Consider the following 21210-nt stretch of genomic DNA (forward strand, 5'->3'; position numbering starts at 1 on the left):
CAAATTAAGCTCGAGCCATGTCGAGCCCTGAAGCCGCCGCTGAGCGTAAGCAGCGGGTCCTGTCCGGAATCCAGCCCACCAGCGATTCCTTCCACCTCGGCAACTACCTTGGCGCGCTGCAGTATTGGGTGCGGTTGCAGGACGACTACGACGCTTTCTATTTCATTCCGGACCTGCACGCCATCACGGTGCCGCAGGACCCGAAGCAGCTGCGTACGCGGGTCAAGATCTCGGCCGCGCAGCTGCTGGCCCTGGGGCTGGACCCCAAGAAGTCCACGCTGTTCGTGCAGTCCCAGGTGCCCGAGCACGCCGAGCTGGCGTGGGTGCTGAACTGCATCACGGGGTTCGGCGAGGCGAGCCGGATGACCCAGTTCAAGGACAAGTCGGTCAAGCAGGGCGCGGACAATGCCACCGTCGGTCTGTTCACCTACCCGGTGCTGATGGCCGCCGACATCCTGCTCTACCGCGCCCAGCTGGTGCCGGTCGGGGAAGACCAGCGCCAGCACCTGGAGCTGACCCGAAACCTGGCGCAGCGCTTCAACACTCGCTACAAGAAGACCTTCGTGGTGCCCGAGCCGCACATCGTGACCGGCACCGCCAAGATCTACGACCTGCAGGACCCGACCGCCAAGATGAGCAAGTCGGCCAACAGCGACGCGGGCCTGCTCAACCTGCTCGACGATCCCAAGGTCTCGGCGAAGAAGATCCGCTCCGCGGTCACCGACACCGAGCGTGAGATCCGCTACGACCCGGAGACCAAGGCGGGCGTGAGCAATCTGCTGGTCATCCTCAGCTCGCTGACCGACACTCCGATCGTCACGCTCGAGCAGGACTACGCCGGCAAGGGCTACGGCGACCTGAAATCGGACACCGCCGACGCGCTCATCGAGTTCGTGACGCCGCTGCGCGCGAAGGTGCAAGAATACATGTCCGACCAGGGTGAACTCGACCGCATCCTCGCCGCGGGGGCCGAGCGGGCGCGGGAGGTCGCCGGCAAGACTCTCGCGCAGGTGTACGACCGGGTGGGCTTCCTGGCCCGCTGAACCGGCCGCCGCGCGTCCGGGTGTGCGGAGGTGGCGGTGTGTTCGGGAACGTGAAGGCGTGGATCGCGCGGCAGATCCAGCGTCGTCCCTGGCTGGATCACCTGGTCCGCGCGGGCGAGCGCTATCAGCGTCAGCGCGGCGACTACTACGCCGCGGGCATCACCTACTTCACGGTGCTGTCGCTGTTTCCGCTGGTGATGGTGGGTTTCGCGGTGGCCGGCTTCGTGCTGTCGCGGAATCCGCAGTGGCTCACCGATATTCAGAACAAGATCGTCGAGAACATTCCGGGCGACGCGGGCAGCCAGATCAACGACCTGATCCACCGGGCCGTGGAGTCGCGGACGGGCGTGGGCTCCATCGGTCTGGTGACCGGCGCCTACGCCGGACTGGGCTGGATCGGCAACCTGCGGGCAGCGCTCAGCGAGCAGTGGGATCAGCCCAGTAAGAAGCGAAACTGGTTCCTCGCCAAGGTCTCCGACCTGCTGGCGCTGATCGGGCTGTTCCTCGCCATCCTCGTCTCCCTCGGCCTGTCCGTGCTGGCCTCCGGCGGCCTGATCACCCACCTGCTCAACCGCCTGCACGTGCACGAGTCGGCCTGGGCGAAGGTCCTGCTCACCGTGGCGTCGCTGCTGCTGGCGGTGGTGGCCAACTGGGCCGTGTTCGTCTGGATCATCGCGCGCCTCCCGCTGCATCCGGTCACCTTCCGCAGTGCCGCCCGCGCGGCCATGATCGCGGCGGTAATCTTCGAGGCGTTCAAGCAGCTGGCCTCGGTCATTCTGCGATCGGTGGTCAACGGCCCGGCCGGGGTGGTCTTCGGGCCGATCATCGGCCTGATGGTCTTCAGCTACTTCACCGCGCGGATCATCCTCTTCGCCACCGCCTGGGCCGCCACGGCCGCGGACAACGAGGTGCCCGCGGAGATCCCGCCGCCCGCCCCGGCGATCATCCGGCCCCGGACGACCGCGGGCGGACTCTCCGCCGGAGCGGGTGCGGCCTGGTTCGGCGCGGGAGCCCTTGCGGCGACGCTGCTTTCGATGCTGCGCCGCCGCTGACCGCTCAGCGGCGCCGGCTCATCCGGCGCGCGCTCAACAGCAGCACCAGGACCAGGATCACGCCGACGGCCATCAGGGCGATCCGCAGATCGTGGTGGTCGGAGCTGGAACCGGAATCCGCGGCCGGGGCGGGCTCGGCATCGGTCCGGGCGGGCGGACTCGCCAGTGCCACCGAGGGATTCGCGCCGCCGGAGCTGCCGTCGGGCATGCTGCCCACGGTCGCGCCGGCCGGCAGCGCGAAGGCGTAGTCGAGCAGTTTGGCCGCCTGCTCCCACGGCCGGAAGGGCCGCACGTCCGCCTTGAGCAGCGTCACCACATAGCGGTGGCCATTGCGCTGCGCGGCCGCGACGAAGGTCTGCCGGGCGTCGTCGGTGTAGCCGGTCTTGCCGCCGATCGCGCCGTCGTACTCGAAGAGCAGATGGTTGTCATTGCCGATCGGGAAGCCCGGATGATCCTTGTCGTCAGGGTTTTTCGGGTCGGCCGGGTAGCCGGGGAAGTCCACCTGCTCGGTGTGGATCAGCTCCGCGAACAGCGGCAGCGTCATCGCGTGCCGGAACAGCAGCGCCAGGTCGTAGGCCGAGATGCTCATGCCCGGCCCGTCCAGACCCGAGGGCGTGGCGGTCCGGGTGTCCAACGCCTGCAACTGTTTCGCGAGCGTGTTCATCTTGGCGACGGTGGCGTCGTCCCCGCCCAGCTGGGTCGAGATGGCATGCGCCGCATCATTGCCCGACGCCATGATCAGCGCCTGGAACAGCTGCTTGTTGGTGTAGCGCCCACCCGGTCCGATGCCGACCCGGGTGCCGTCGGCATTCGCGTCGTCCTGGGTGCCGATCACCGTCTTGTCCAGGTCCAGCGCCGGGATCGCCACCGCCGCCAGCAGCACCTTGATGGTGGAGGCGGGCCGGTAGCGCCCGTGCGGATCCTTGGCCGCGATGACCCGCCCGGTATCCAGATCCGCCACCTCCCAGGCGGTGGCCGAGATCCCCTCCGGCAGCGGCCCCGCCCCCGACGGCAGGATGACGCCGCACCCGCCGAGCTGCTTGCCCCCGATCGGCGGATTCGGAATCGGCAGCGCCGCCGGCGCCGTCTGCCCCGGCTCGGGCGCCTCGGAGGTGTCGATGGGCGGCGGCGGAGCCGTCTTGTTCGGGCAGCCGTCGGTATTGGGCGTGGTGAACGGCGTTGTCGTAGCGGACGGTTGGGCCTGCGCCGCACCCGGTAGCGGCCCGAAGGCGACCCCGGCGAACACGGTGAGACCGGCCGCCAGGGCCGCGACGGTGACAAGGGGGGCGCGCCGCCGACCAGCGGCCGGGTGCACGGTTCGGCGCGAATACCTGCGGATACTCATCGCGCCCGACTCTATAGCCGACCGGTCACCCCGGCGCGCGTGTGCCGCGGCACGGTCGTGACCGTGTCGGCCTGGGGGAGCGGCTAGTTGGCGGTGTGGGTGACCGGGCAGCCGTGGGCCAGGGGGCCGAGCAGCTTGTTGTTGTCGTAGAAGTGCTCGAGTTCGAGGATGCGCAGGTCCTCGGAGACCTTGGCGATGGTGACGCCGGTCATCTCGATGAGCTCGCCGGTGGGCTGGTGGCCCTTGTACTCGCCCTCGTAGCGACCCCAGTGGCGCCACTTGAAGGTGACGGTCGGCGGGCCGGACAGCACCTCGAGCACCTCCCAGAAGAAGCCGCCCGGGAACGCGGTGTGGAAGATCTTGTGCGAGGTCTCGAAGGTCTCGCCCGCGGCGTCGTAGAAGGGGTTCTCGCCGATCAGGATGTTGTAGGACCCGATGCTCGCGAATTCGTCTGCGTCCTGCCAGTTTCCGCCGTTGACGCGGCCGCGGTAGTGCTCGGCCACCAGCGAGACCCAGGTGGCCGGGTCCTTCTTGTGCGAGACCTCCATCTCGAAGACCTTCACCAGCTCTTCGACGATGTGCTCCAGCGAATCCGGCGCGTGCTGGGTGGTGCGCTCGACCGGAATGACTTCCTTGCTCAGGTGGTAGTCGGGCGCGCCTTCACGCCAATCCTCCGGCGCCGCAGCGGCGATGACGGCGTCACGGCCCTGCAGGTGCAGCGGGGTCTCGACGGATTCGGTTGCTTGGTCGGTCATTTCGTGCCTCACGTGTCCAGACCCGTTGGGGGGTCATAGATCTCAGAAACGGACCGCATGACGGTAACAGCACGGGGACTTCATGTCGCGACAAGCATTTGGGACTCCGGTACCAGACAGCGGAATGGTGATTCGCCCCATCCCGGCCCGCCCCGACCCATGACACGACAAGAATTGACAGTCTCTCCGAAATGAGAGACTCTCTCATTATCGAGAAGATCCCAAATGATTGGAACTGTCATGAAAGCTCAGGGAGCGCGCCGCTGGCTGGCGCTGGGAGCCCTGGCGGTCGCCATGCTGACCATCGGCCTCGACGTCACGGTGCTCACCGTCGCCCTGCCCACCCTCGCGGTCGACCTGCACGCCGATACCTCCGCGCTGCAGTGGTTCAGCAGCGCCTACACCCTGGCCCTGGCCGCCTTCATGCTCCCGGCGGGAGCCCTCGGCGACCGATACGGGCGCAAGAAGTTCCTGCTCGCCGCGCTGCTGCTGTTCGGCGTGGCCTCGGTGGCGTGCGCCTTCGCCACGTCCTCCGGCCAGCTCGTCGCCGGCCGCGTGGTCCTCGGCCTGGCCGCGGCGATCATGATGCCGCTGTCCATGGCGGTGCTGCCCACCCTCTTCCCCGAGCAGCGCGAACGGCAGCGGGCCATCACCATCTGGATCACCTCGACCGCCATCGGCCTGCCCCTGGGCCCGATCGTGGGCGGCTGGCTGCTGCAGCACTACTGGTGGGGCTCGGCCTTCCTGCTCAATGTGCCGCTGGTGATCGTCGGCGCGACCGCCGTCGGCCTGCTGGTCCCGGAATCCAAGAGCGAGAGCACTTTCCGCATCGATCTGCCCGGCGCTCTGCTGTCCGCGGCCGGAATGCTCGGCATCACCTACGGTTTCATCCGCTGCGGTCAGGAGGGCTGGGGCGACGCCCTGGCCTGGACCGCCATCACCGCGGGCGTCGTCCTGGGCGGAGCATTCCTGCTGTGGCAGCGTCGCACCGCGCACCCGCTGGTCGACCTCGGGCTCTTCGGTGAGCCCGGATTCCGTTGGGGCACAGTGTTCATGGTGCTGGTGAACTTCGCGATGTTCGGCCTGTTCTTCACCATGCCGCAGTACTTCCAGGCGGTGCTGGGAGCCGACACGCTCGGCAGCGGCCTGCGCCTGCTGCCGCTCATCGCGGGCCTGGCCGCCGGCTCCCGGGTGGTGGACAAGCTGCTGCCGAAGGTCGGAGTCCGCACCGTGCTGGTGGCCGGATTCGCCTTGCTCGCAGCCGGTCTCGGCATGGGCGCGCTCATCACCGTGGACAGCGGATACGGCTTCGCGGCCGCCGCGCTGGTGCTGCTCGGCCTCGGGATGGGATTCGTGATGCCCGCGGCCATGGGCGCGGCCACCGATGACCTCACCCCCGAGCGGGCCGGTTCCGGATCCGCGCTGCTGCAGGCGCTGCGGCAGGCGGGCGGCACCGTCGGCGTCGCCATCCTCGGCACCGTGCTGTCCACCCAGTACCGCTCCGGCCTGGGCGATCTCGACCGCGCACCCATCTCCGACGGCGTGAACGCCGGGGTCGGCGTGGCCCGCAAGCTCGGCGACCCGGCCCTGCTGGCCCACGTGCAGAGCGCCTTCGTCGACGGCATGAGCGCCATGCTGTGGGTGTGCACCGCCATCTGCGCGGTCGCCGCGGTGCTGGCCGCTTTCGTGATCCGCCGCAAGGATCCGGTCGTGACCGAAGATCTCGATGCGGGACAATCGGTCCATGTCGGCTGAGACTGCCTCCGCGACGCCTCCGGCCCCGGTGAAGACCGCGGCCGGGGGTGGCCTGCGTGAACGCAAGAAGGAACGTACCCGCCGCACCATTCGCACCGAGGCCTTCCGCCTGTTTCGCGAGCAGGGCTACAACGAGACCACGGTCGAGCAGATCGCCGCGGCCGCCGACATCTCGCCCAGCACCTTCTTCCGGTACTTCCCCTCCAAGGAGCAGGTGGCGCTGGCCGACGATCTGGACCCGATCATGATCGCGTCCATCGAGAAGCAGCCGAAGGAACTGTCCATGCTGGCCGCGTTCAAGCAGGCCACCCTCGATTCCTTCGCGTCCCTGTCGCCCGAGGAATTGGCCTTCGAGCAGCAGCGGGTGGAATTGCTCTACTCGATTCCGGAGCTCCGGGGAGCGGTGGCCCGGGAGTTCGAGCGCAGCATCGAACTGATCGCCGAGATCATCGCGCGGCGAACCGGCCGTGCCGCAAATGATTTCGAGGTGCGGGCCTTCGCCGGTGCGCTCAGTGGAGCGATGATCGCGTTCATCGGCGACGCGCCGTTCACCCCGGAGCAGATCATGCGCGTCATCGACTTCCTCGAGGCGGGTATGCCGCTCTAGGCCGGTTTCACTGCCGTGAGCCGCTCCACCGTCTCATCGGTCATGGTCTCGAAGAACCCGCCGACCACATCCTCGATCTCGCCGACGGATTCGGCGCAGTACAGAATCGGCTGGTAGTGGGTGATGTCGTAGGCGATGGTCCCCATGGCGTGAATGTCCAGCGGCCGCAGCTCGGCCTGGTGGAACTCCTCGATCTCCCCGAACGAGGACAGCAACCCCGCACCGTAGCAACGCACTTCGCCGTACTCGCGCAGCACCCCGAATTCCATCGAGAACCAGAACACGTCGGCCAGGAACTTCAGCGCCCGCTCGGTCTCCAGCCGGGCCACCGCCGCGCCGACCGTCTCGTACACGGCCGCGAAGCGCGGGCTGGCCAATTGATTGGCGTGCCCGAGGATTTCGTGCACGGCGTCCGGCTCCGGCGTGTAGAGCGGCGCGGAGTGGTGGCGAATGTACTGGGTGGAGTGGAAGATGCGGTCGGCGAACGAGCCGAAGAACTCCCGCAGCGGTACCAGTCCGGCGGCGGGCGCGTACCGGAATCCGGTGAGCGGCAACAGCTTCGCGGTCACCTCGTCGAGTTGCGGAATATGGTCCGAGGGCAGCCCGAGGTGCTCGGCGGCCGCGATCACCTCCGCGCACGCGTAGCGTTCCCGCTTACGCGCCAGTTCGGCGGAGATGATCCGCCAGACCTGCTGCTCCTCCGCGGTGTAGTCGATGCGCGGCACCTGTGCCCCGGGCCGGTACTCCAGCGCCATGGCGGCGATCGCATTGCGGCGGGCCCGGTACACGGGGTCGTGCACACCCGGATGCTCGTCGCTCAAGTGCACTGTCACATCGCCGTCGGTCCCCTTTGTGACCGGCGAGTACAGCTGAGCCTCGGTGAACATACTTCGATGCAAGCACCGGTATGTGATCTAGACAATGAAAGGCCGCTCAGCTGGTCAGATTGACCAGCTGAGCGGCCTCGGCGTCGGTGAACGACGAGCGGCGAGCCGCTGTCAGGTAGGCATTCGTACCCGTATCGACGCGGCGGCTCGGCCGGTCTCCCGGCGGACCCGTTTGCAGCCGGGCCCGGCGGGAGGCGGTGATCAGCGCGGGGCGTTGGCCGGGTCGAGCAGGGTCGGGGTGCGGCCCTCGCGGTGCGCCTGCTTGGCGTCCTCGAAGAACTCCCGGCTGAACAGGGCCGACAGCACCGCGATGCCGCCGCGGTGGATGCGGAACTCGCTCTTGGTGCTGGAACCGGTGAGCCGGATGACGCGGCCGGCGGCGTCCTGCGGGCGGGCCATGTCCTTGACCTGGCCGCGACCGGTCCAGGCCAGCTCGGTCTGGTCGATGACCGCGTCCTCGGGCACCAGCAGCTTGACCATGGCGTGGTCGAGGTCGGCGTGCACCACGATCTCCTGCTCGCCCTCGATCCAGGGCGAGCGCAGGTCGATGACGACGCAGCCGTAGCGGGCCTTCACCTCGAACGAGGAGGAGTGGGTCCAGTCGCCCAGGCGCTTGGTGGTGGCGTGGTCGGTGTGGATCTTGACGGTGTCGGCGCCGGTGTTGGTGGTGTCGATGGCGTTCATGGCCCTGTCCTTTCGGAGGTGGTGGTGCTGGTCGGGTTCGCCTGCTCCTCAATAGTGGCACATGAACTAGTTATATTGCAACTAGTTCCTTGAGACTAGTTTTTGGGCACCTAGTAAGATGGACGGCATGACAGCATCGACCCAGGCCACGCAGTTCAAGCGGTCGCCCCTGGCCATGGCGGTGCTCGGCATCCTGCACCTGGAGCCGATGCACCCGTACGCCATCCAGCGTCGCATCAAGGAGTGGGGCAAGGACAAGGTCGTGAACGTGGGGCAGCGCGCGCAGCTCTACAAGACGATCGCGCGCCTGCAGGAGGCCGGCCTGGTGGCCGTGCGCGAGACGGGGCGCGATCAGCAGTACCCGGAGCGCACCGTCTACGAGATCACCGACGCGGGCCGGACCTCGTGCATTGCCTGGATCAACGAGATGGTCAGCACGCCGCGCAACGAATTCCCGGAATTCCCTGCGGCACTGTCGTTTCTGATGCTGCTCACCCCCGCTGCCGCGCGCGCCGAACTCGAGAAGAGGGCCGCCGCCCGGCGCGCCGACCTGGACGCGATCGACGCGGGAATGGCGCAGGCCGGGCAGTTCGGGCTGCCGCGCATCACCATGCTCGAGGATGAATACCAGCGGGCGCTCATCGCCGCCGAATCGCACTGGCTGGAAGGCGTTCTCGCCGATCTCGCCGATGGCAGCCTGACCTGGTCGTGGGAATCGCTGGCGCGCTTCCAGGATCAGACCACGGTGTAGGCAGCGCGGCGCTGCACGCGAACGGCGATGGCCCGCAATAGAACAAGGCCGCCCGCATCTGAAAGATGTGGGCGGCCTCGATATTTCGGATGGCTGCGGCCGATGGATCAGAAGAAGCCGTCGTCGTTGTTGTAGTCGTCGCCGTTGTAGTCGCCACGGCCGGCGTCGTCGAATCCGCGTTCGTAGGCGCGCTCTTCGTCGCGCTCGTCATCGTCGGACATCATCTCTCCGATCAGCATGCCGCCCACCAGACCGGCCGCACCCGCCCCGATCATGGCGCCGGTGCTGTGGCCCTGGCGCGGCGGTGGGGGAGCGTACCCCGGCTGCGGGGCATACCCCGGCTGGGGGGCATACCCCGGCTGGGGCGGATACCCGGGTTGCGGCGGATATCCCGGCTGTGCGGGGTAACCGGGCGGCGGATAGCCCGGCTGCGGCGGATACCCCGGCTGCGGATAACCCTGCTGCACCGGCTGATAGAACGGCGGCTGCGTGGTCTGGATACGTTGCGCACAGAATTGGCAGACCTCGACGGTACGGGCTACCCCCCACTGCGGCTGCCACGTCACTTGCATGGCGGCCGGGCCGTGAGCCGGGTCGAAGAAGCAGATCACAGGACGTTCCTCCACGTGCGCGCCCGGCCGCGACCGGGCTTGATGCCTTCGAAGTGGGAACGCCCGGACCCGCCGCCGCGGTTCCCGTGTCCTTCGTCTCACAGGAAAGGCCGCCCGCATCCGAAGATGCGGGCGGCCTTCGAGTTTCGCCCCGGACTCTGGGGTTTCAGGGGTTCACCCCTGAGGGTCCCGGGAGTGGGTAATCCTCACCGCGCGAACAGGAGGGCGCGCTTGACCTCCTGGATCGCCTTCGTGACCTCGATGCCACGGGGGCAGGCGTCGGTGCAGTTGAAGGTGGTGCGGCAGCGCCACACACCCTCGACATCGTTGAGGATGTCGAGGCGCTCGCGGGCGCCCTCGTCACGGCTGTCGAAGATGAAGCGGTGCGCGTTCACGATCGCGGCCGGGCCGAAGTAGCTGCCGTCGCTCCAGTACACGGGGCAGGAGGTGGTGCAGCAGGCGCACAGGATGCACTTGGTGGTGTCGTCGAAGCGGGCGCGGTCGTGCTGGGACTGGATGCGCTCGAACGTCGGCTCGTTGCCACGGGTGATCAGGTACGGCTTGACGGCCTTGAAGGCGTCGAAGAACGGCTCCATGTCCACCACGAGGTCCTTCTCCACGGGCAGGCCGCGGATCGGCTCGACGGTGACCGTCAGCTCCTTGCCGCCCTTGGGCAGCATGTCCTTCATGAGGATCTTGCACGCCAGGCGGTTGACGCCGTTGATCCGCATGGCATCCGAGCCACACACGCCGTGCGCGCAGGAACGACGGAAGGTGAGCGTGCCGTCCAGGTAGGACTTGATGTAGATCAGCACGTTCAGGAACCGGTCGGTCGGCAGCACCGGAACCTTGAATTCGTCCCAGTGCTGGCCCTTCCCGTCCTCCGGGTTGAAGCGGGCGATCTTGACCGTGATCATGGTCGACCCGTCCGGCACCGGAGCCGGCTTCTGCGGCGTTTCAGCGACAGCAGTCATCAGTACTTACGCTCCATCGGCTCGTAGCGGGTCTGCACCACCGGCTTGTAGTCCAGGCGGATATCGGAGATGAGCTCCGGGCTGGTCTTGTAGGCCATGGTGTGCCGCATGAAGTTGACGTCGTCGCGGTCCGGGTAGTCCTCGCGCGCGTGGCCGCCGCGGGACTCCTTGCGGTTCACCGCGCCCGCCACGGTCACCTCGGCCAGCTCCAGCAGGAAGCCCAGCTCGACGGCCTCGAGCAGATCGCTGTTGTAGCGACGGCCCTTGTCCTGCACGGTGATCCGCGAGTAGCGCTCCTTGAAGACCTGGATCTCCTCGAGCATGGACTTGAGGCTCTCCTCGGTGCGGTACACACCGGCCTTGTCGTCCATGGAGTTCTGCAGCTCGGTGCGGATGTCGGCGACGCGCTCGTTGCCGTGGTCGCTGAGCAGACCGGCCAGCCAGTCCTGCACCATCTGCGCCGGGTTCTCCGGCATGTCCACGAACTCCGCGCGCTGGGCGTACTCGGCGGCGGCGATGCCCGCGCGCCGGCCGAACACGTTGATGTCCAGCAGCGAGTTGGTGCCCAGACGATTGGCGCCGTGCACGGACACACACGCGCACTCGCCCGCGGCGTACAGGCCGGGAACGATGTCGGTGTTGTTGCGCAGCACCTCGCCGCGGATGCGGGTCGGGATGCCACCCATCACGTAGTGACAGGTCGGCATGACCGGCACCGGCTCCTTGACCGGGTCCACACCCAGGTAGGTGCGGGCGAACTCGGTGATGTCGGGGAGCTTCTCCTCGAGCACGTCCTCACCGAGGTGGGTCACGTCGATGAGCACGTAGTCCTTGTTCGGGCCGGCGCCACGGCCCTCGCGGACCTCGAGCACCATGGAGCGCGCGACGATGTCACGCGGCGCCAGGTCCTTGATGGTCGGCGCATAGCGCTCCATGAAGCGCTCACCGGAGGCATTGCGGAGGATGCCGCCCTCACCACGCACGGCCTCCGAGATCAGGATGCCCAGGCCCGCGAGGCCTGTCGGGTGGAACTGGTGGAACTCCATGTCCTCCAGCGGAAGTCCCTTGCGGAACACGATCGCCATGCCGTCACCGGTGAGGGTGTGGGCATTGGAGGTGGTCTTGTACATGCGGCCCGAACCACCGGTGGCGAAGATGATCGCCTTGGCGTGGAACACGTGCAGCTCACCGGTGGCCAGCTCGTAGGCGACCACGCCGGTGGCGACGGGGCCACGGTCGGTGTCGGTGAGAATCAGGTCCAGGACGTAGAACTCGTTGAAGAACTCCACGTCGTGCTTGACGCAGCTCTGGTAGAGCGTCTGCAGGATCATGTGGCCCGTGCGGTCGGCGGCGTAGCACGCGCGGCGCACCGGCGCCTTGCCGTGGTCACGGGTGTGGCCGCCGAAGCGACGCTGGTCGATCTTGCCCTCGGGCGTGCGGTTGAACGGCAGACCCATCTTCTCCAGGTCGAGCACGGCGTCGATGGCCTCCTTGGCCATGATCTCCGCGGCGTCCTGGTCGACCAGGTAGTCACCACCCTTGACGGTGTCGAAGGTGTGCCACTCCCAGTTGTCCTCTTCGACATTCGCGAGCGCGGCGCACATGCCACCCTGCGCCGCACCGGTGTGGGAGCGGGTCGGGTAGAGCTTGGTCAGCACGGCGGTGCGGACCCGAGGACCGGCCTCGATCGCCGCACGCATTCCAGCGCCACCGGCACCGACGATCACGACGTCGTAGCGGTGTTCCTGAATCGGTCGGGATTCACTCATTCGAGGTGGCCTGTCCTTAACTGATGTTGGGGTCGAAGGTGAAGATCACGTAGGTGCCGGTGACCATGACCAGGATCATGGACACGACCAGCAGCGTCTTCAGCCAGAAGCGGGTGGAGTCCTTGCGCGCGTAGTCGTCGATGACGGTGCGCAGGCCGTTGCCGCCGTGTAGCTGGGCCAGCCACAGCATGGTGAGGTCCCAGATCTGCCAGAACGGCGAGGCCCAGCGGCCGGCGACGAACGCGAAGTTCAGGCGGTGCACACCGCCGTCGAGCATCAGCATGATCGTCATGTGGCCGATGACCAGCACGACCAGCAGCAGGCCGGAGGCACGCATGAACAGCCAGGCGTACTTCTCGAAGTTGTTGCCGCCGACGCGACGGGGGGCGCGCGGAGCGTCGAGGGAGGCGGGGCGGTCGTAGGACTTGCCGAGAATGGGTGCGGTCATGTCGGCTCTCAATTCGTCAGCAGGTAGAAGAACTCGCGGCCGACGCCGGCGCCGGCGACGACGATCCAGATCGCCAGCACGACCCAGAGCATCTGCCGCTGATAGCGCGGGCCCTGCGACCAGAAGTCGACCAGGATGATGCGGATGCCGTTGAACGCGTGGAACAGCACGCAGACAACGAGAGCCATCTCCATGAGCGCGACGATCGGGTTCTTGTAGGTCGCGATCGTGTGGTCGTAGGTGTCCGGGCTGACTCGCACCAACGCGGTATCGAGGACGTGGACGAACAGGAAGAAGAAGATCGTCACGCCGGTGATGCGGTGCAGAGCCCAGGACCACATGCCGGGGTCGCCTCGGTACAGGGTCCGCTTCGGCTTGGCCGGAGCTTCTAGCGTGGTCATAGAGTGCGGTGCCTCCAACGTCGTTGATGGACCCGGTCAGAATCCGGCGCGGAGCCTTCGGACTGTCGAAACCACCTGCTCACGAGCGGAATCAAACGTCCGGTGGCAGTGCTGCAGGCCCGCTTCGGGTACCTGAACCGATCTGTTGTGAACTCTAAACCCAGCTGTGAAGGGGAACTAATTCGGCGTGCCGCTCGTTGGGCCAAATTGTTGTGAGTTAGGTTTGCCTTTCCTGATTTTTGCGACCGGGCGGAACGCCTATCACGCGGGTGCTGCCACGTCCATGGGAGGATGGTCCGAAATGTCGGATATTGACTGGAAGACCCTGCGTGGCAAGGCTTTTGAAGTCATGCAAGAGGCTTATGCCCCTTACTCTCGATTCCCAGTCGGGGCCGCGGCTCTCACCGCCGATGATCGCGTAGTGAGCGGCTGCAATGTGGAAAATATCTCATACGGTTTGGGCCTCTGCGCCGAATGTGTACTGGTCGGTAACTTGATTTCGACTGGAGGAGGCCGCCTCCGGGCGGTCTCGGTCTGCGACTCCCGAGGCGCCGTGCTCATGCCCTGCGGACGCTGCCGGCAGATCCTGCTCGAACACGGCGGCGGCGAGTTGCTCGTCGATCACCACGACGGCCCCGTCACCCTGAACACCTTGCTGCCGGACTCCTTCGGCCCCGGCGACCTCGCCGCCGGACAACTCTGACCGTCGGTGCTCGAGGGCTATAACCGCTGATCGCCGTGGCGCGCGCGGGAATCCGTGCACATCGGGCCGGGCGCGTGCCAGGGTGGAGGGTGTGAGTGTGCACTCGGCGGTGGACGTGATTCGGGCCAAGCGTGACGGCGGCGAACTCAGCGACGCGCAGATCGATTGGGTGGTGGACGCGTTCACGCGCGGAGAGGTGGCCGACGAGCAGATGTCGGCGCTGGCCATGGCCATCGTGTGGCGCGGCATGACGCGGCGCGAGACCGCGCGCTGGACCCGGGCCATGATCGACACCGGGAAGCGTCTGGACTTCACCGATCTGGGCCGCCCGACCGTCGACAAGCACTCCACCGGCGGGGTGGGGGACAAGATCACGCTGCCGCTGTCGCCGCTGGTCGCGGCCTGCGGGGCCGCCGTGCCCCAGTTGTCCGGGCGCGGATTGGGCCACACCGGAGGCACTCTCGACAAGCTGGAGGCCATTCCCGGCTGGCAGGCCGACATTCCGGTGGACCGCATGCGGAAACTGCTGTCGGATCCCGCCGTCGGGGCCGTGGTGTGCGCTGCCGGGGCCGACCTCGCGCCCGCCGACAAACGGCTCTACGCGCTGCGTGACGTGACCGGGACCGTGGAATCCATCCCTCTGATCGCCAGCTCCATCATGAGCAAGAAGATCGCCGAGGGCACCGGGGCGCTGGTGCTGGACGTGAAGGTCGGGTGCGGGGCCTTCCTGAAGCAGCTGGACCAGGCGCGCGAACTCGCTACCGCCATGGTCGAACTCGGCACCGACGCGGGCGTGCGGACGGTGGCGCTGCTCACCGCCATGGACACCCCGCTCGGCCATACCGCCGGAAACGCCCTGGAGGTCTGCGAAGCCCTGGACGTGCTGGCGGGCGGCGGCCCCGCCGATGTCGTCGACCTCACCCTCGCCCTGGCCCGGGAGATGCTGGCGCAGGCCGGGATCACCGACATCGACCCGGCCGACGCTCTCGCCGACGGCCGGGCCATGGACCAGTGGCGAGCCATCGTGCGCGCCCAGGGCGGCGACCCGGACGCGCCGCTACCGCAGGCCCGCCACACCGAAACCCTGCGCGCCGACGCCGGGGGCACGTTGACCCGCCTCGACGCCCTCGATGTCGGGCTGGCCGCGTGGCGGCTGGGCGCGGGCCGGGCGCGGCAGGGCGACCCGGTGCAGGCCGGGGCGGGTATCGAAATGCATGCCAAGCCAGGCGATTCCATTGTTCCGGGGCAGCCGCTGCTGACCCTGCACACCGATACTCCGGAGGCGTTCCCGGTCGCGCTCGAGATCCTGCGGGGCGCGTACACCATCTCCGAGACCGAGGCGGTGGAGCAGCAGCCGCTGATTCTGGGCCGCATCACCGTCTGACCCGGCCTAGCCTGGGATTGTGAAGCACAGAACCGATTTCCGAGGCCGGGCCGCGGCGGCGGCCGCGCTGGGCGTGTTCGGCCTCGTCGCGCCGCTGGGCGCGGTGCTGCCCGCCGCGTGGTCGCCGACGCCGGTCGCGCAGGCCTCGCCCGCGGACAATATTCCATCCGATTCCTCCGGAGACCATCAGCCGAACTCGCTCTCGCGCGGCGATGTCATGCCGCCCTCGACCGAGAAGAAGGCCAAACCGTCGCCCGTCTACACCAGCTGTGAACAGGTGTGGGCGCAGGGCGGGGGCCCGATCTACCTGGGCCAGCCCGGGTATTCGGTGCTGCTCGATCCGGACGGGACCGGCGTCGCCTGCTCCCGCTAGGTGCTCGCCGGTGCCCGATAGGTGAAGGATTCGTACTGGTCAGCAACGTGACGGCAACGACATGCCGAACTGTGGGGTGAGTCCGGTCAACCGCCCTGCTGCGGCACGGGAATGCGGCTAACGTTGCTACATGACTGGACCGATGCCCCTCACTCTCGCTTCGATCCGCCAGGCTCCGAAGGCGGTCCTGCACGATCACCTCGACGGCGGGCTGCGGCCCGCGACCGTGCTGGAGCTGGCTCGCGCCTGCGGCTATGACCAGCTACCGGCAGGCGATGCCGCCGCGCTGGCGGACTGGTTCCGGGACGCGGCCGACAGCGGCTCGCTCGAGCGCTATCTGGAGACCTTCGCGCACACCGTCGCCGTCATGCAGACCCCCGAGGGCCTGCGCCGGGTGGCCCGCGAATGCGCCGAGGATCTCGCCGCCGACGGCGTCGTCTACGCCGAGGTGCGGTTCGCGCCCGAGCAGCACCTCGAGGCCGGGCTCACCCTCGACGAGGTGGTCGAGCACACCATCGCCGGATTCCGCGAGGGCGAGGCCCTGGCAGCGGCCGCCGGCACCCCGATCACCGTGGTCTGCCTGCTCACCGCCATGCGGCACGCGGCCCGCTCCCGCGAGATAGCCGAGCTCACCGTGCGCTGGCGCGACCGCGGCGTCGGTGGGTTCGACATCGCGGGCGCGGAGGCGGGCTATCCGCCCAGCCGACACCTGGACGCCTTCGATTACATGCGGGCCAACCTGGCGCACTTCACGATTCACGCGGGCGAGGCCTTCGGGCTGCCGTCCATTCACGAGGCCGTCGCGTTCTGCGGCTGTGAGCGCCTCGGCCACGGTGTGCGCATCACCGACGACATCACCGATTCGGCCGACGGCCCCAGACTCGGCGTGGTCGCGAACTATGTGCGGGACATGCGAATCCCGCTCGAACTGTGTCCGTCCTCCAATGTGCAGACCGGCGCGGTGCCCTCGCTCGACAAGCACCCTTTCGATCTGCTGGCCCGCCTGCGCTTCCGCGTGACGGTCAATACCGACAACCGGTTGATGAGCGATACGACCATGAGCAAGGAGATGCTCAAGCTGTCGGAGACCTTCGGCTACAGCTGGAGCGATCTGGAACGCTTCACCATCAATGCCATGAAGTCGGCCTTCATCCCGTTCCCGGACCGCCTGCGCTTGATCGACGAGGTGATCAAGCCGGGCTACGCGGTGTTGCTGGGATAGGGTTACCGCGGTATTGCCGGGATAGGTTGTCCCGCAAAGCAATTCGGGCCGCACCCGGAGGTGCGGCCCGAATCGTGTCTCCGATCAGCCCTTCTGCAGGCGTCCCTCGAAGGCCGACTCCAGGACCTTCCAGGCATCCGCTTCCGCCGCGAACGGCGGATTCGGGGCCATCCGGGTCGGGTCGGGGTTGAGCAGGTAGGAGACGTACCAGCCCAGCGGGGTGGACACGGCCAGGGCCGATTCGACGGAGTCGTCCTCGGCGTAATCGGCTGCGTCGGTGAACAATTCGACGGCCAGGTCGAGCTGGTCGGTGTCCACGGACTTGGGGCCGGCCGCCAGATCCTCGGACAGGCCGGGCAGGACGTAGACGTTCTCCTCGTCGACCTCGACATCGAGGGAGCCGTCCACGGCGGCGGTCTGCACCTCGCCGTAGGTGCTCACCCGGGCCAGGTCGTGGTCGTGGTCGTCGGCCAGGTAGCGGGCCAGGGCGCGCTCGGAACCGAAGACCGTGATGTTGCCGTCCTTGCCCAGGAAGATGGGCTCGTCGTCGACGTAACAGCGCAGGGTGAAGACGGTGCCGTCGGAGGTGACGATCTTGACCGGGTCGATGCCGACCTCGTGCCAGAACGAGAGCTCCTCGTCCTCTTCGTCTTCGTCGTCCTCGTCCAGGTCGACGGCCTCGATCTCGTCGTCATCGCTCTCGGCCGCGTCCTCGGCGTCGACGATGTTCTCCTGCGCCGCAAGCAGTTCCGCCTCGGCGACCGAGACCGCGTCGGCGTCCACCTCCGGAATCGTCACCACCGAGTCGATGGCGTCGATGACCGCTTCCCAATCCTTGGCGATGGCCGCGCCGATCTGGTCCCACAGTTCCTCGCCCTCGCGCCCGGCGAAGGCGCCGACGCCGCCGGCCAGTGCGCCCAGCACCGGGTGCGAGCCGAAGAACTTGGTGACGGTGTCGAGTTCGCACACGTCGCCGATATTGCGGACCATCTCGAGGGTCTCCTCGAGCTCGGAGACCACCTCCGGGTCGGGGTCGTCGGCGGCCAGCTCGGGCACGCCGACCAGATCGAAGACGTACTGCTCCTCCGGCTCCAGTTCGGCCGCCGACAATCCGGCGATGATCTTCCAGGCCGGATGATCCACCAGATCGTTGTCGGAGTTGGTGCGAATGAACGCGGCCAGCTCCGCGACGGACTCGAATCCGTACAGGTCTTCCTCGTGACCGAGGAACGCCTGCCACTCATCGTCACCGTCTCGCCAGCGGGGTGCCCAGAGGGTGACAAGATCGCCTTTGGTCAGGCCGAGCGCGATCGGGACGATGTCTCCAGAAGCCATGACCGGAAGCCTATCCAGTCGCCGCGTCAGGCACTATCCGGGCCGCCCCCCAACATTTCTGGAGGCGTCTCCGCAGGACAGCGAGTCGTTCAATCGGGCGATGATTCGGGAGCGCCGCGCGGTCGCCTCGGCGGCCGCCTGCCGACACGTCCAGAGGATCAGCCGCGACACCTCGGCGGGAGCGCGCGAGGTCACCGACTCGGCCAGCCACAGCCCGGTCAGTGCGCCGTCGCCATCGACCGCGGCGGTCACCGAACCGTCCTCGGACGTGCAGCGGCCACGTATCCCGGACAGCTCGTGCAGCGTGGCCTCGAGTGCTTCCAGCTTGTCGTTGACGCCCTTGACCAGGGCGTCCATCTCGGCGCTCATCGGTTCCGCAGCCAACTGGTCTGTCCGGTATCGGTGTCGTCGAGCTGGTCCAGCTCGTCCACCGCGGCCTGCCGGGTGGGCAGGCCCAGCCGGTCCAGCATCGTCTCCGGGACGCCGGCCGCGGCCAGCTGTTCGCGCCGCCGCGCCCGGGCCACGATCGCCGAGCGCTGGGTGAGCCGCAGCATCTCGGCGGCGAGAGCAGTTGCGCCGTACCGGTATTCAGCGCGCTCGAACCGGATCTCCACCGGCATGCCCCGATCGGTGGCGCGCACCGTCACCGTGCCGGATCGATTGGTGGCCGCGGCGATGGTCACCGCCGGAACCTGTGGTCGCGTCATCCTGTCTCCCTTCGAAACGCCTGTTCGTGGCCCGAATGGCACAGCTGTGGGCCGGTAGTACCTAGGCGGTGGGCCGGTAGAAACCGAGGAACCGCATCCCGCTGTTCTCGGTCCGGATCGGCCCGATCCGAACCGGATCGCCCGCCTCCACCAATTGCCCGTTTCCGATCACCATCGCGACGTGGCCGTCCCACACCGCAAGATCTCCGGGCATCAAGTCCCCTGGACCGACCCGCTGGTGCCCGGACCCCTGCTCCTGCGCCAGCCGCGGCAGCGAGACACCCGCCTGCGCATAGGCCCACTGGGTCAGACCGCTGCAATCCATCCCTGCCCCGGGCGTCTCCCCACCCCACATATACGGCGTCCCCACCGCACTCAACGCATTCCGAACCGCATCCGCCGCCTGCTGATTCGGCGCCTCGACGGTGCTCCCATCCGGCAGCGTCACCCGCACCCCACCCCCTTGTGGCCGCGTAACCGTCGAATCATGGCCGCGATCAGGCGTCTTCGGCGTCGTCACCGACGCCGGGCTGGTGTGCGGGCCGCCCGGCGAGAGCCCGGACCCGAGCAGTGTGTCCCCGGCCGCCGCGACCGCGCCCCCGGCGGCCGCGAGGCTCGTCCCGAACTGCGGCGCCACACTGTCCATCGGCACGCTCGCCGCCGGTACGACCTCCGCATCGCCCGGTCCGGACGACCCGGGTGTCACCTGGCCGGGCGCCGGGACAGGTAGCGCCAACTCCGCCATGAGCGCAGTCTCCGAATCCAGTTCGGCCCGTACCCGCTCGACCACCCGCATGGCCTGCCCGATGTGATCGATCGCCGACTCCACCAGGGCCGCGACCCCACCCGCAGTGAACCCGGCGGCACCCATCGCCTCGACCTCCGCCGTGAACGACCGGAGAATCACCTCCACCTCCCGCCGCCCGGCGGCGACCTCCGCATCCGCCCGCTCCACGATCGCCGCCATGGCTCGTCCCCGCTCCGACGCCATGGCGGCCGAGGTCTGCACCCGCAGCGCCTCGTCCACCGCCGCATCACCGGCCCGCCCCCGCCACGCGTCGGACATCCGGTCGACACTCGCCTGACTCTCGGCGCGAACCTGCTCCACCGCAGCCGACGTCTCCCGCAGCACCTCGGCGGCCCCGCCGGACCCGGATCCGAAGCTGCGCAGCAACTCGACGATCGGCCCCGCGAGCGCCCCGACCGCCGGCTCGCCGCTCATCCGCCCACTCCCGCCCGAGTCCTCCCGCGCTGCAACCTTTTTCGATCCACCCCGCCGCGCTGCCTTGTCGCCCAGCGGATCTCGGGTGCGGCTGTCACGCGCTCGACTCCGCGCCGGCGGCGCCCAGCATCGCGGCGTACGCGCTGTCGTGGCCGGTGTAGGCGGCCGCGGCGGTGGCGGTGGTGGCGCTAGTGGCGGCGAAGGCCGTCGAGACCTCGTCGAGTGTGGTCACGTGGGTGCCGTGCGCCGCGGCGTAGGCGCTGAGGAAGTCGGTGCCGATGAGGCCGAAGGCGGGCACGAGTAGTTCGGGGGCGGCGGTGGCGGCATGTGCGGCGGCGGCCGCGAGATCCGCGGCGAGGACGGTGGTGGTCGTCGTGTAGGCGGTGAGGCCGTCGGGATGGATCGAGAGGCGGTGCATGAATGCCCCCTTCATGCCGGTCGCGGGATGGATGTGTGCTGCACGGGGTTGGACGCGGGGCGGGGCCGGGCGGTTCCCGGGGCGGAAGAATTCCGGTGGGCGGGGATCGCGGACGGCGGTGCTGACCTATGGTTTTCGTATGCGCACACTCGTCGTGGACCATCCGCTCGCTGCCGCTTTGCTGACCACCATGCGAGATGCCCGGACGACCAATCCGACATTCCGGGCCGCGCTCCGGGACCTGACCGGGATCCTGATCTATGAGGCCATGCGGGACGCCCCGGTGGAGCGATTCCCGATCGCCACGCCGGTGGCCGCCGCGGAGGGGACGCGGCTGAATGCTCCGCCATTGCTCGTTCCGGTGCTGCGCGCGGGGCTGGGCATGGTGGAGACCGCGGAGAACCTGATTCCGGACGCCCGGATCGGGTTCGTCGGCCTGGCCCGCGACGAGGAGACGCATCAGCCGACCCCGTACATGGAGTCGCTACCCGACGACCTGTCCGGCACCCCGGTCATGGTGCTCGACCCCATGCTCGCCACCGGCGGCTCCATGGTCTACACCCTGGACCTGCTGGCCACCCGCAATGCTCGCGACATCACCGTGCTGTGCGTGGTCGCCGCACCGGAAGGGATTGCCGCCCTGGAGAAGTCGGGTCACCCCGTGCGCCTGGTCACCGCCTCGGTGGACCGCGGCCTCAACTCCGACGCCTATATCGTCCCGGGTCTCGGCGACGCCGGCGACCGCCAATTCGGTCCGCGCTGAA

General features: G+C 68.2%; 24 protein-coding genes. 10 read left to right on the top strand and 14 right to left on the bottom strand.

Going from position 1 to position 21210, the window contains the following annotated elements:
* Positions 1 to 17 precede the first annotated feature (17 nt).
* Both trpS and yhjD read left to right on the top strand, forming a co-directional pair.
* On the top strand, positions 18 to 1043 hold the full coding sequence (trpS, locus tag ACFXHE_RS10670; RefSeq protein WP_364605204.1) for a tryptophan--tRNA ligase: 1026 nt from the start codon (positions 18 to 20) through the stop codon (positions 1041 to 1043).
* A gap of 38 nt (positions 1044 to 1081) precedes the next feature.
* Complete coding sequence (yhjD, locus tag ACFXHE_RS10675) at positions 1082 to 2095, top strand: inner membrane protein YhjD (RefSeq protein WP_379381895.1); 1014 nt, start codon at positions 1082 to 1084, stop codon at positions 2093 to 2095.
* 4 nt (positions 2096 to 2099) lie between these two features.
* On the opposite strand, the gene ACFXHE_RS10680 is transcribed toward yhjD, so the two are convergent.
* Entirely contained in the window at positions 2100 to 3440 is a 1341-nt protein-coding gene (locus ACFXHE_RS10680) for a D-alanyl-D-alanine carboxypeptidase family protein (RefSeq protein ID WP_379381896.1), read from the bottom strand.
* 83 nt (positions 3441 to 3523) lie between these two features.
* A complete protein-coding gene (locus tag ACFXHE_RS10685; protein ID WP_379381898.1) occupies positions 3524 to 4195 on the bottom strand; it encodes a SnoaL-like polyketide cyclase in 672 nt (223 codons plus the stop codon).
* Positions 4196 to 4435: 240 nt separating this feature from the next.
* Between ACFXHE_RS10685 and ACFXHE_RS10690 the strand changes: the two genes are divergently transcribed.
* Both ACFXHE_RS10690 and ACFXHE_RS10695 read left to right on the top strand, forming a co-directional pair.
* Entirely contained in the window at positions 4436 to 5950 is a 1515-nt protein-coding gene (locus ACFXHE_RS10690; protein ID WP_379381900.1) for an MFS transporter, read from the top strand.
* Positions 5940 to 6557, top strand: coding sequence for a TetR family transcriptional regulator (locus ACFXHE_RS10695; protein WP_379381902.1), 618 nt, complete (start codon positions 5940 to 5942; stop codon positions 6555 to 6557). The genes ACFXHE_RS10690 and ACFXHE_RS10695 overlap by 11 nt, the downstream gene beginning before the upstream one ends.
* On the opposite strand, the gene ACFXHE_RS10700 is transcribed toward ACFXHE_RS10695, so the two are convergent.
* Both ACFXHE_RS10700 and ACFXHE_RS10705 read right to left on the bottom strand, forming a co-directional pair.
* Positions 6554 to 7444 carry a phenylalanine 4-monooxygenase gene (locus tag ACFXHE_RS10700; RefSeq protein WP_379381904.1) on the bottom strand — a complete coding sequence of 297 codons (891 nt, stop codon included), beginning with the start codon at positions 7442 to 7444 and terminating at the stop codon, positions 6554 to 6556. The two genes, ACFXHE_RS10695 and ACFXHE_RS10700, sit on opposite strands and share 4 nt — an antisense overlap.
* A 201-nt stretch (positions 7445 to 7645) precedes the next feature.
* Positions 7646 to 8128 carry a hypothetical protein gene (locus ACFXHE_RS10705; protein ID WP_379381906.1) on the bottom strand — a complete coding sequence of 161 codons (483 nt, stop codon included), beginning with the start codon at positions 8126 to 8128 and terminating at the stop codon, positions 7646 to 7648.
* 127 nt (positions 8129 to 8255) lie between these two features.
* On the opposite strand from ACFXHE_RS10705, the gene ACFXHE_RS10710 reads away from it, so the two are divergent.
* Positions 8256 to 8879 (top strand): PadR family transcriptional regulator, encoded by a 624-nt coding sequence (locus ACFXHE_RS10710; RefSeq protein ID WP_379381908.1) that lies wholly within the window; start codon positions 8256 to 8258, stop codon positions 8877 to 8879.
* Positions 8880 to 8986: 107 nt separating this feature from the next.
* On the opposite strand, the gene ACFXHE_RS10715 is transcribed toward ACFXHE_RS10710, so the two are convergent.
* From ACFXHE_RS10715 to sdhC, 5 genes are all read right to left on the bottom strand, one after another.
* Positions 8987 to 9490 (bottom strand): hypothetical protein, encoded by a 504-nt coding sequence (locus tag ACFXHE_RS10715; RefSeq protein ID WP_379381910.1) that lies wholly within the window; start codon positions 9488 to 9490, stop codon positions 8987 to 8989.
* A gap of 206 nt (positions 9491 to 9696) precedes the next feature.
* A complete protein-coding gene (locus ACFXHE_RS10720; protein WP_354830189.1) occupies positions 9697 to 10464 on the bottom strand; it encodes a succinate dehydrogenase iron-sulfur subunit in 768 nt (255 codons plus the stop codon).
* Positions 10464 to 12215: a succinate dehydrogenase flavoprotein subunit gene (gene sdhA / locus ACFXHE_RS10725; protein WP_379382108.1), complete on the bottom strand. Its 1752-nt coding sequence runs from the start codon at positions 12213 to 12215 to the stop codon at positions 10464 to 10466. The genes ACFXHE_RS10720 and sdhA overlap by 1 nt, the downstream gene beginning before the upstream one ends.
* Before the next feature lie 34 nt (positions 12216 to 12249).
* A complete protein-coding gene (locus ACFXHE_RS10730; RefSeq protein WP_379381912.1) occupies positions 12250 to 12681 on the bottom strand; it encodes a succinate dehydrogenase hydrophobic membrane anchor subunit in 432 nt (143 codons plus the stop codon).
* Positions 12682 to 12689: 8 nt separating this feature from the next.
* Entirely contained in the window at positions 12690 to 13082 is a 393-nt protein-coding gene (gene sdhC, locus ACFXHE_RS10735) for a succinate dehydrogenase, cytochrome b556 subunit (protein ID WP_379381914.1), read from the bottom strand.
* Positions 13083 to 13383: 301 nt separating this feature from the next.
* Here sdhC and ACFXHE_RS10740 point away from each other — a divergent pair, with 301 nt between their 5' ends.
* The 4 genes from ACFXHE_RS10740 (at position 13384) to ACFXHE_RS10755 (ending at position 16764) form a co-directional block, all read left to right on the top strand.
* On the top strand, positions 13384 to 13785 hold the full coding sequence (locus tag ACFXHE_RS10740; protein WP_379381916.1) for a cytidine deaminase: 402 nt from the start codon (positions 13384 to 13386) through the stop codon (positions 13783 to 13785).
* Positions 13786 to 13882: 97 nt separating this feature from the next.
* Positions 13883 to 15169, top strand: coding sequence for a thymidine phosphorylase (locus ACFXHE_RS10745; RefSeq protein WP_379382110.1), 1287 nt, complete (start codon positions 13883 to 13885; stop codon positions 15167 to 15169).
* A 19-nt stretch (positions 15170 to 15188) separates the two neighbouring features.
* Positions 15189 to 15542, top strand: a complete 354-nt coding sequence (locus ACFXHE_RS10750) for an excalibur calcium-binding domain-containing protein (RefSeq protein ID WP_379381918.1) — start codon at positions 15189 to 15191, stop codon at positions 15540 to 15542.
* A 130-nt stretch (positions 15543 to 15672) separates the two neighbouring features.
* The gene (locus ACFXHE_RS10755; RefSeq protein ID WP_379381920.1) at positions 15673 to 16764 is read left to right on the top strand and encodes an adenosine deaminase; all 1092 of its coding nucleotides are present in this window, start codon (positions 15673 to 15675) and stop codon (positions 16762 to 16764) included.
* 84 nt (positions 16765 to 16848) lie between these two features.
* On the opposite strand, the gene ACFXHE_RS10760 is transcribed toward ACFXHE_RS10755, so the two are convergent.
* The 5 genes from ACFXHE_RS10760 to ACFXHE_RS10780 form a co-directional block, all read right to left on the bottom strand.
* Positions 16849 to 18099: a primosomal protein gene (locus ACFXHE_RS10760; RefSeq protein WP_379381922.1), complete on the bottom strand. Its 1251-nt coding sequence runs from the start codon at positions 18097 to 18099 to the stop codon at positions 16849 to 16851.
* A 33-nt stretch (positions 18100 to 18132) separates the two neighbouring features.
* Positions 18133 to 18468 (bottom strand): YbaB/EbfC family nucleoid-associated protein, encoded by a 336-nt coding sequence (locus tag ACFXHE_RS10765; protein ID WP_379381924.1) that lies wholly within the window; start codon positions 18466 to 18468, stop codon positions 18133 to 18135.
* Positions 18465 to 18806, bottom strand: coding sequence for a hypothetical protein (locus ACFXHE_RS10770; protein ID WP_379381926.1), 342 nt, complete (start codon positions 18804 to 18806; stop codon positions 18465 to 18467). The genes ACFXHE_RS10765 and ACFXHE_RS10770 overlap by 4 nt, the downstream gene beginning before the upstream one ends.
* Positions 18807 to 18867: 61 nt before the next feature.
* Entirely contained in the window at positions 18868 to 20028 is a 1161-nt protein-coding gene (locus ACFXHE_RS10775) for an NlpC/P60 family protein (protein WP_379381928.1), read from the bottom strand.
* 94 nt (positions 20029 to 20122) lie between these two features.
* Positions 20123 to 20446 (bottom strand): type VII secretion target, encoded by a 324-nt coding sequence (locus ACFXHE_RS10780; protein ID WP_379381930.1) that lies wholly within the window; start codon positions 20444 to 20446, stop codon positions 20123 to 20125.
* A 139-nt stretch (positions 20447 to 20585) separates the two neighbouring features.
* Here ACFXHE_RS10780 and upp point away from each other — a divergent pair, with 139 nt between their 5' ends.
* Positions 20586 to 21209, top strand: coding sequence for a uracil phosphoribosyltransferase (gene upp / locus ACFXHE_RS10785; protein WP_379381932.1), 624 nt, complete (start codon positions 20586 to 20588; stop codon positions 21207 to 21209).
* Position 21210 lies beyond the last annotated feature (1 nt).

The organism is Nocardia sp. NPDC059229, assembly GCF_042754165.1.
GTDB lineage: Bacteria > Actinomycetota > Actinomycetes > Mycobacteriales > Mycobacteriaceae > Nocardia.

Coding starts and splice junctions, on each gene's coding strand:
- trpS (WP_364605204.1), top strand. CDS start 18: ATGTCGAGCCCTGAAGCCGCCGCTGAGCGTAAGCAGCGGGTCCTGTCC.
- ACFXHE_RS10700 (WP_379381904.1), bottom strand. CDS start 7,444: ATGTTCACCGAGGCTCAGCTGTACTCGCCGGTCACAAAGGGGACCGAC.
- ACFXHE_RS10685 (WP_379381898.1), bottom strand. CDS start 4,195: ATGACCGACCAAGCAACCGAATCCGTCGAGACCCCGCTGCACCTGCAG.
- ACFXHE_RS10695 (WP_379381902.1), top strand. CDS start 5,940: ATGTCGGCTGAGACTGCCTCCGCGACGCCTCCGGCCCCGGTGAAGACC.
- ACFXHE_RS10775 (WP_379381928.1), bottom strand. CDS start 20,028: ATGAGCGGCGAGCCGGCGGTCGGGGCGCTCGCGGGGCCGATCGTCGAG.
- ACFXHE_RS10730 (WP_379381912.1), bottom strand. CDS start 12,681: ATGACCGCACCCATTCTCGGCAAGTCCTACGACCGCCCCGCCTCCCTC.
- ACFXHE_RS10680 (WP_379381896.1), bottom strand. CDS start 3,440: ATGAGTATCCGCAGGTATTCGCGCCGAACCGTGCACCCGGCCGCTGGT.
- ACFXHE_RS10780 (WP_379381930.1), bottom strand. CDS start 20,446: ATGCACCGCCTCTCGATCCATCCCGACGGCCTCACCGCCTACACGACG.
- ACFXHE_RS10760 (WP_379381922.1), bottom strand. CDS start 18,099: ATGGCTTCTGGAGACATCGTCCCGATCGCGCTCGGCCTGACCAAAGGC.
- ACFXHE_RS10770 (WP_379381926.1), bottom strand. CDS start 18,806: ATGACGCGACCACAGGTTCCGGCGGTGACCATCGCCGCGGCCACCAAT.
- ACFXHE_RS10705 (WP_379381906.1), bottom strand. CDS start 8,128: ATGAACGCCATCGACACCACCAACACCGGCGCCGACACCGTCAAGATC.
- ACFXHE_RS10755 (WP_379381920.1), top strand. CDS start 15,673: ATGACTGGACCGATGCCCCTCACTCTCGCTTCGATCCGCCAGGCTCCG.
- ACFXHE_RS10710 (WP_379381908.1), top strand. CDS start 8,256: ATGACAGCATCGACCCAGGCCACGCAGTTCAAGCGGTCGCCCCTGGCC.
- ACFXHE_RS10765 (WP_379381924.1), bottom strand. CDS start 18,468: ATGAGCGCCGAGATGGACGCCCTGGTCAAGGGCGTCAACGACAAGCTG.
- ACFXHE_RS10720 (WP_354830189.1), bottom strand. CDS start 10,464: ATGACTGCTGTCGCTGAAACGCCGCAGAAGCCGGCTCCGGTGCCGGAC.
- ACFXHE_RS10690 (WP_379381900.1), top strand. CDS start 4,436: ATGAAAGCTCAGGGAGCGCGCCGCTGGCTGGCGCTGGGAGCCCTGGCG.
- upp (WP_379381932.1), top strand. CDS start 20,586: ATGCGCACACTCGTCGTGGACCATCCGCTCGCTGCCGCTTTGCTGACC.
- sdhC (WP_379381914.1), bottom strand. CDS start 13,082: ATGACCACGCTAGAAGCTCCGGCCAAGCCGAAGCGGACCCTGTACCGA.
- ACFXHE_RS10740 (WP_379381916.1), top strand. CDS start 13,384: ATGTCGGATATTGACTGGAAGACCCTGCGTGGCAAGGCTTTTGAAGTC.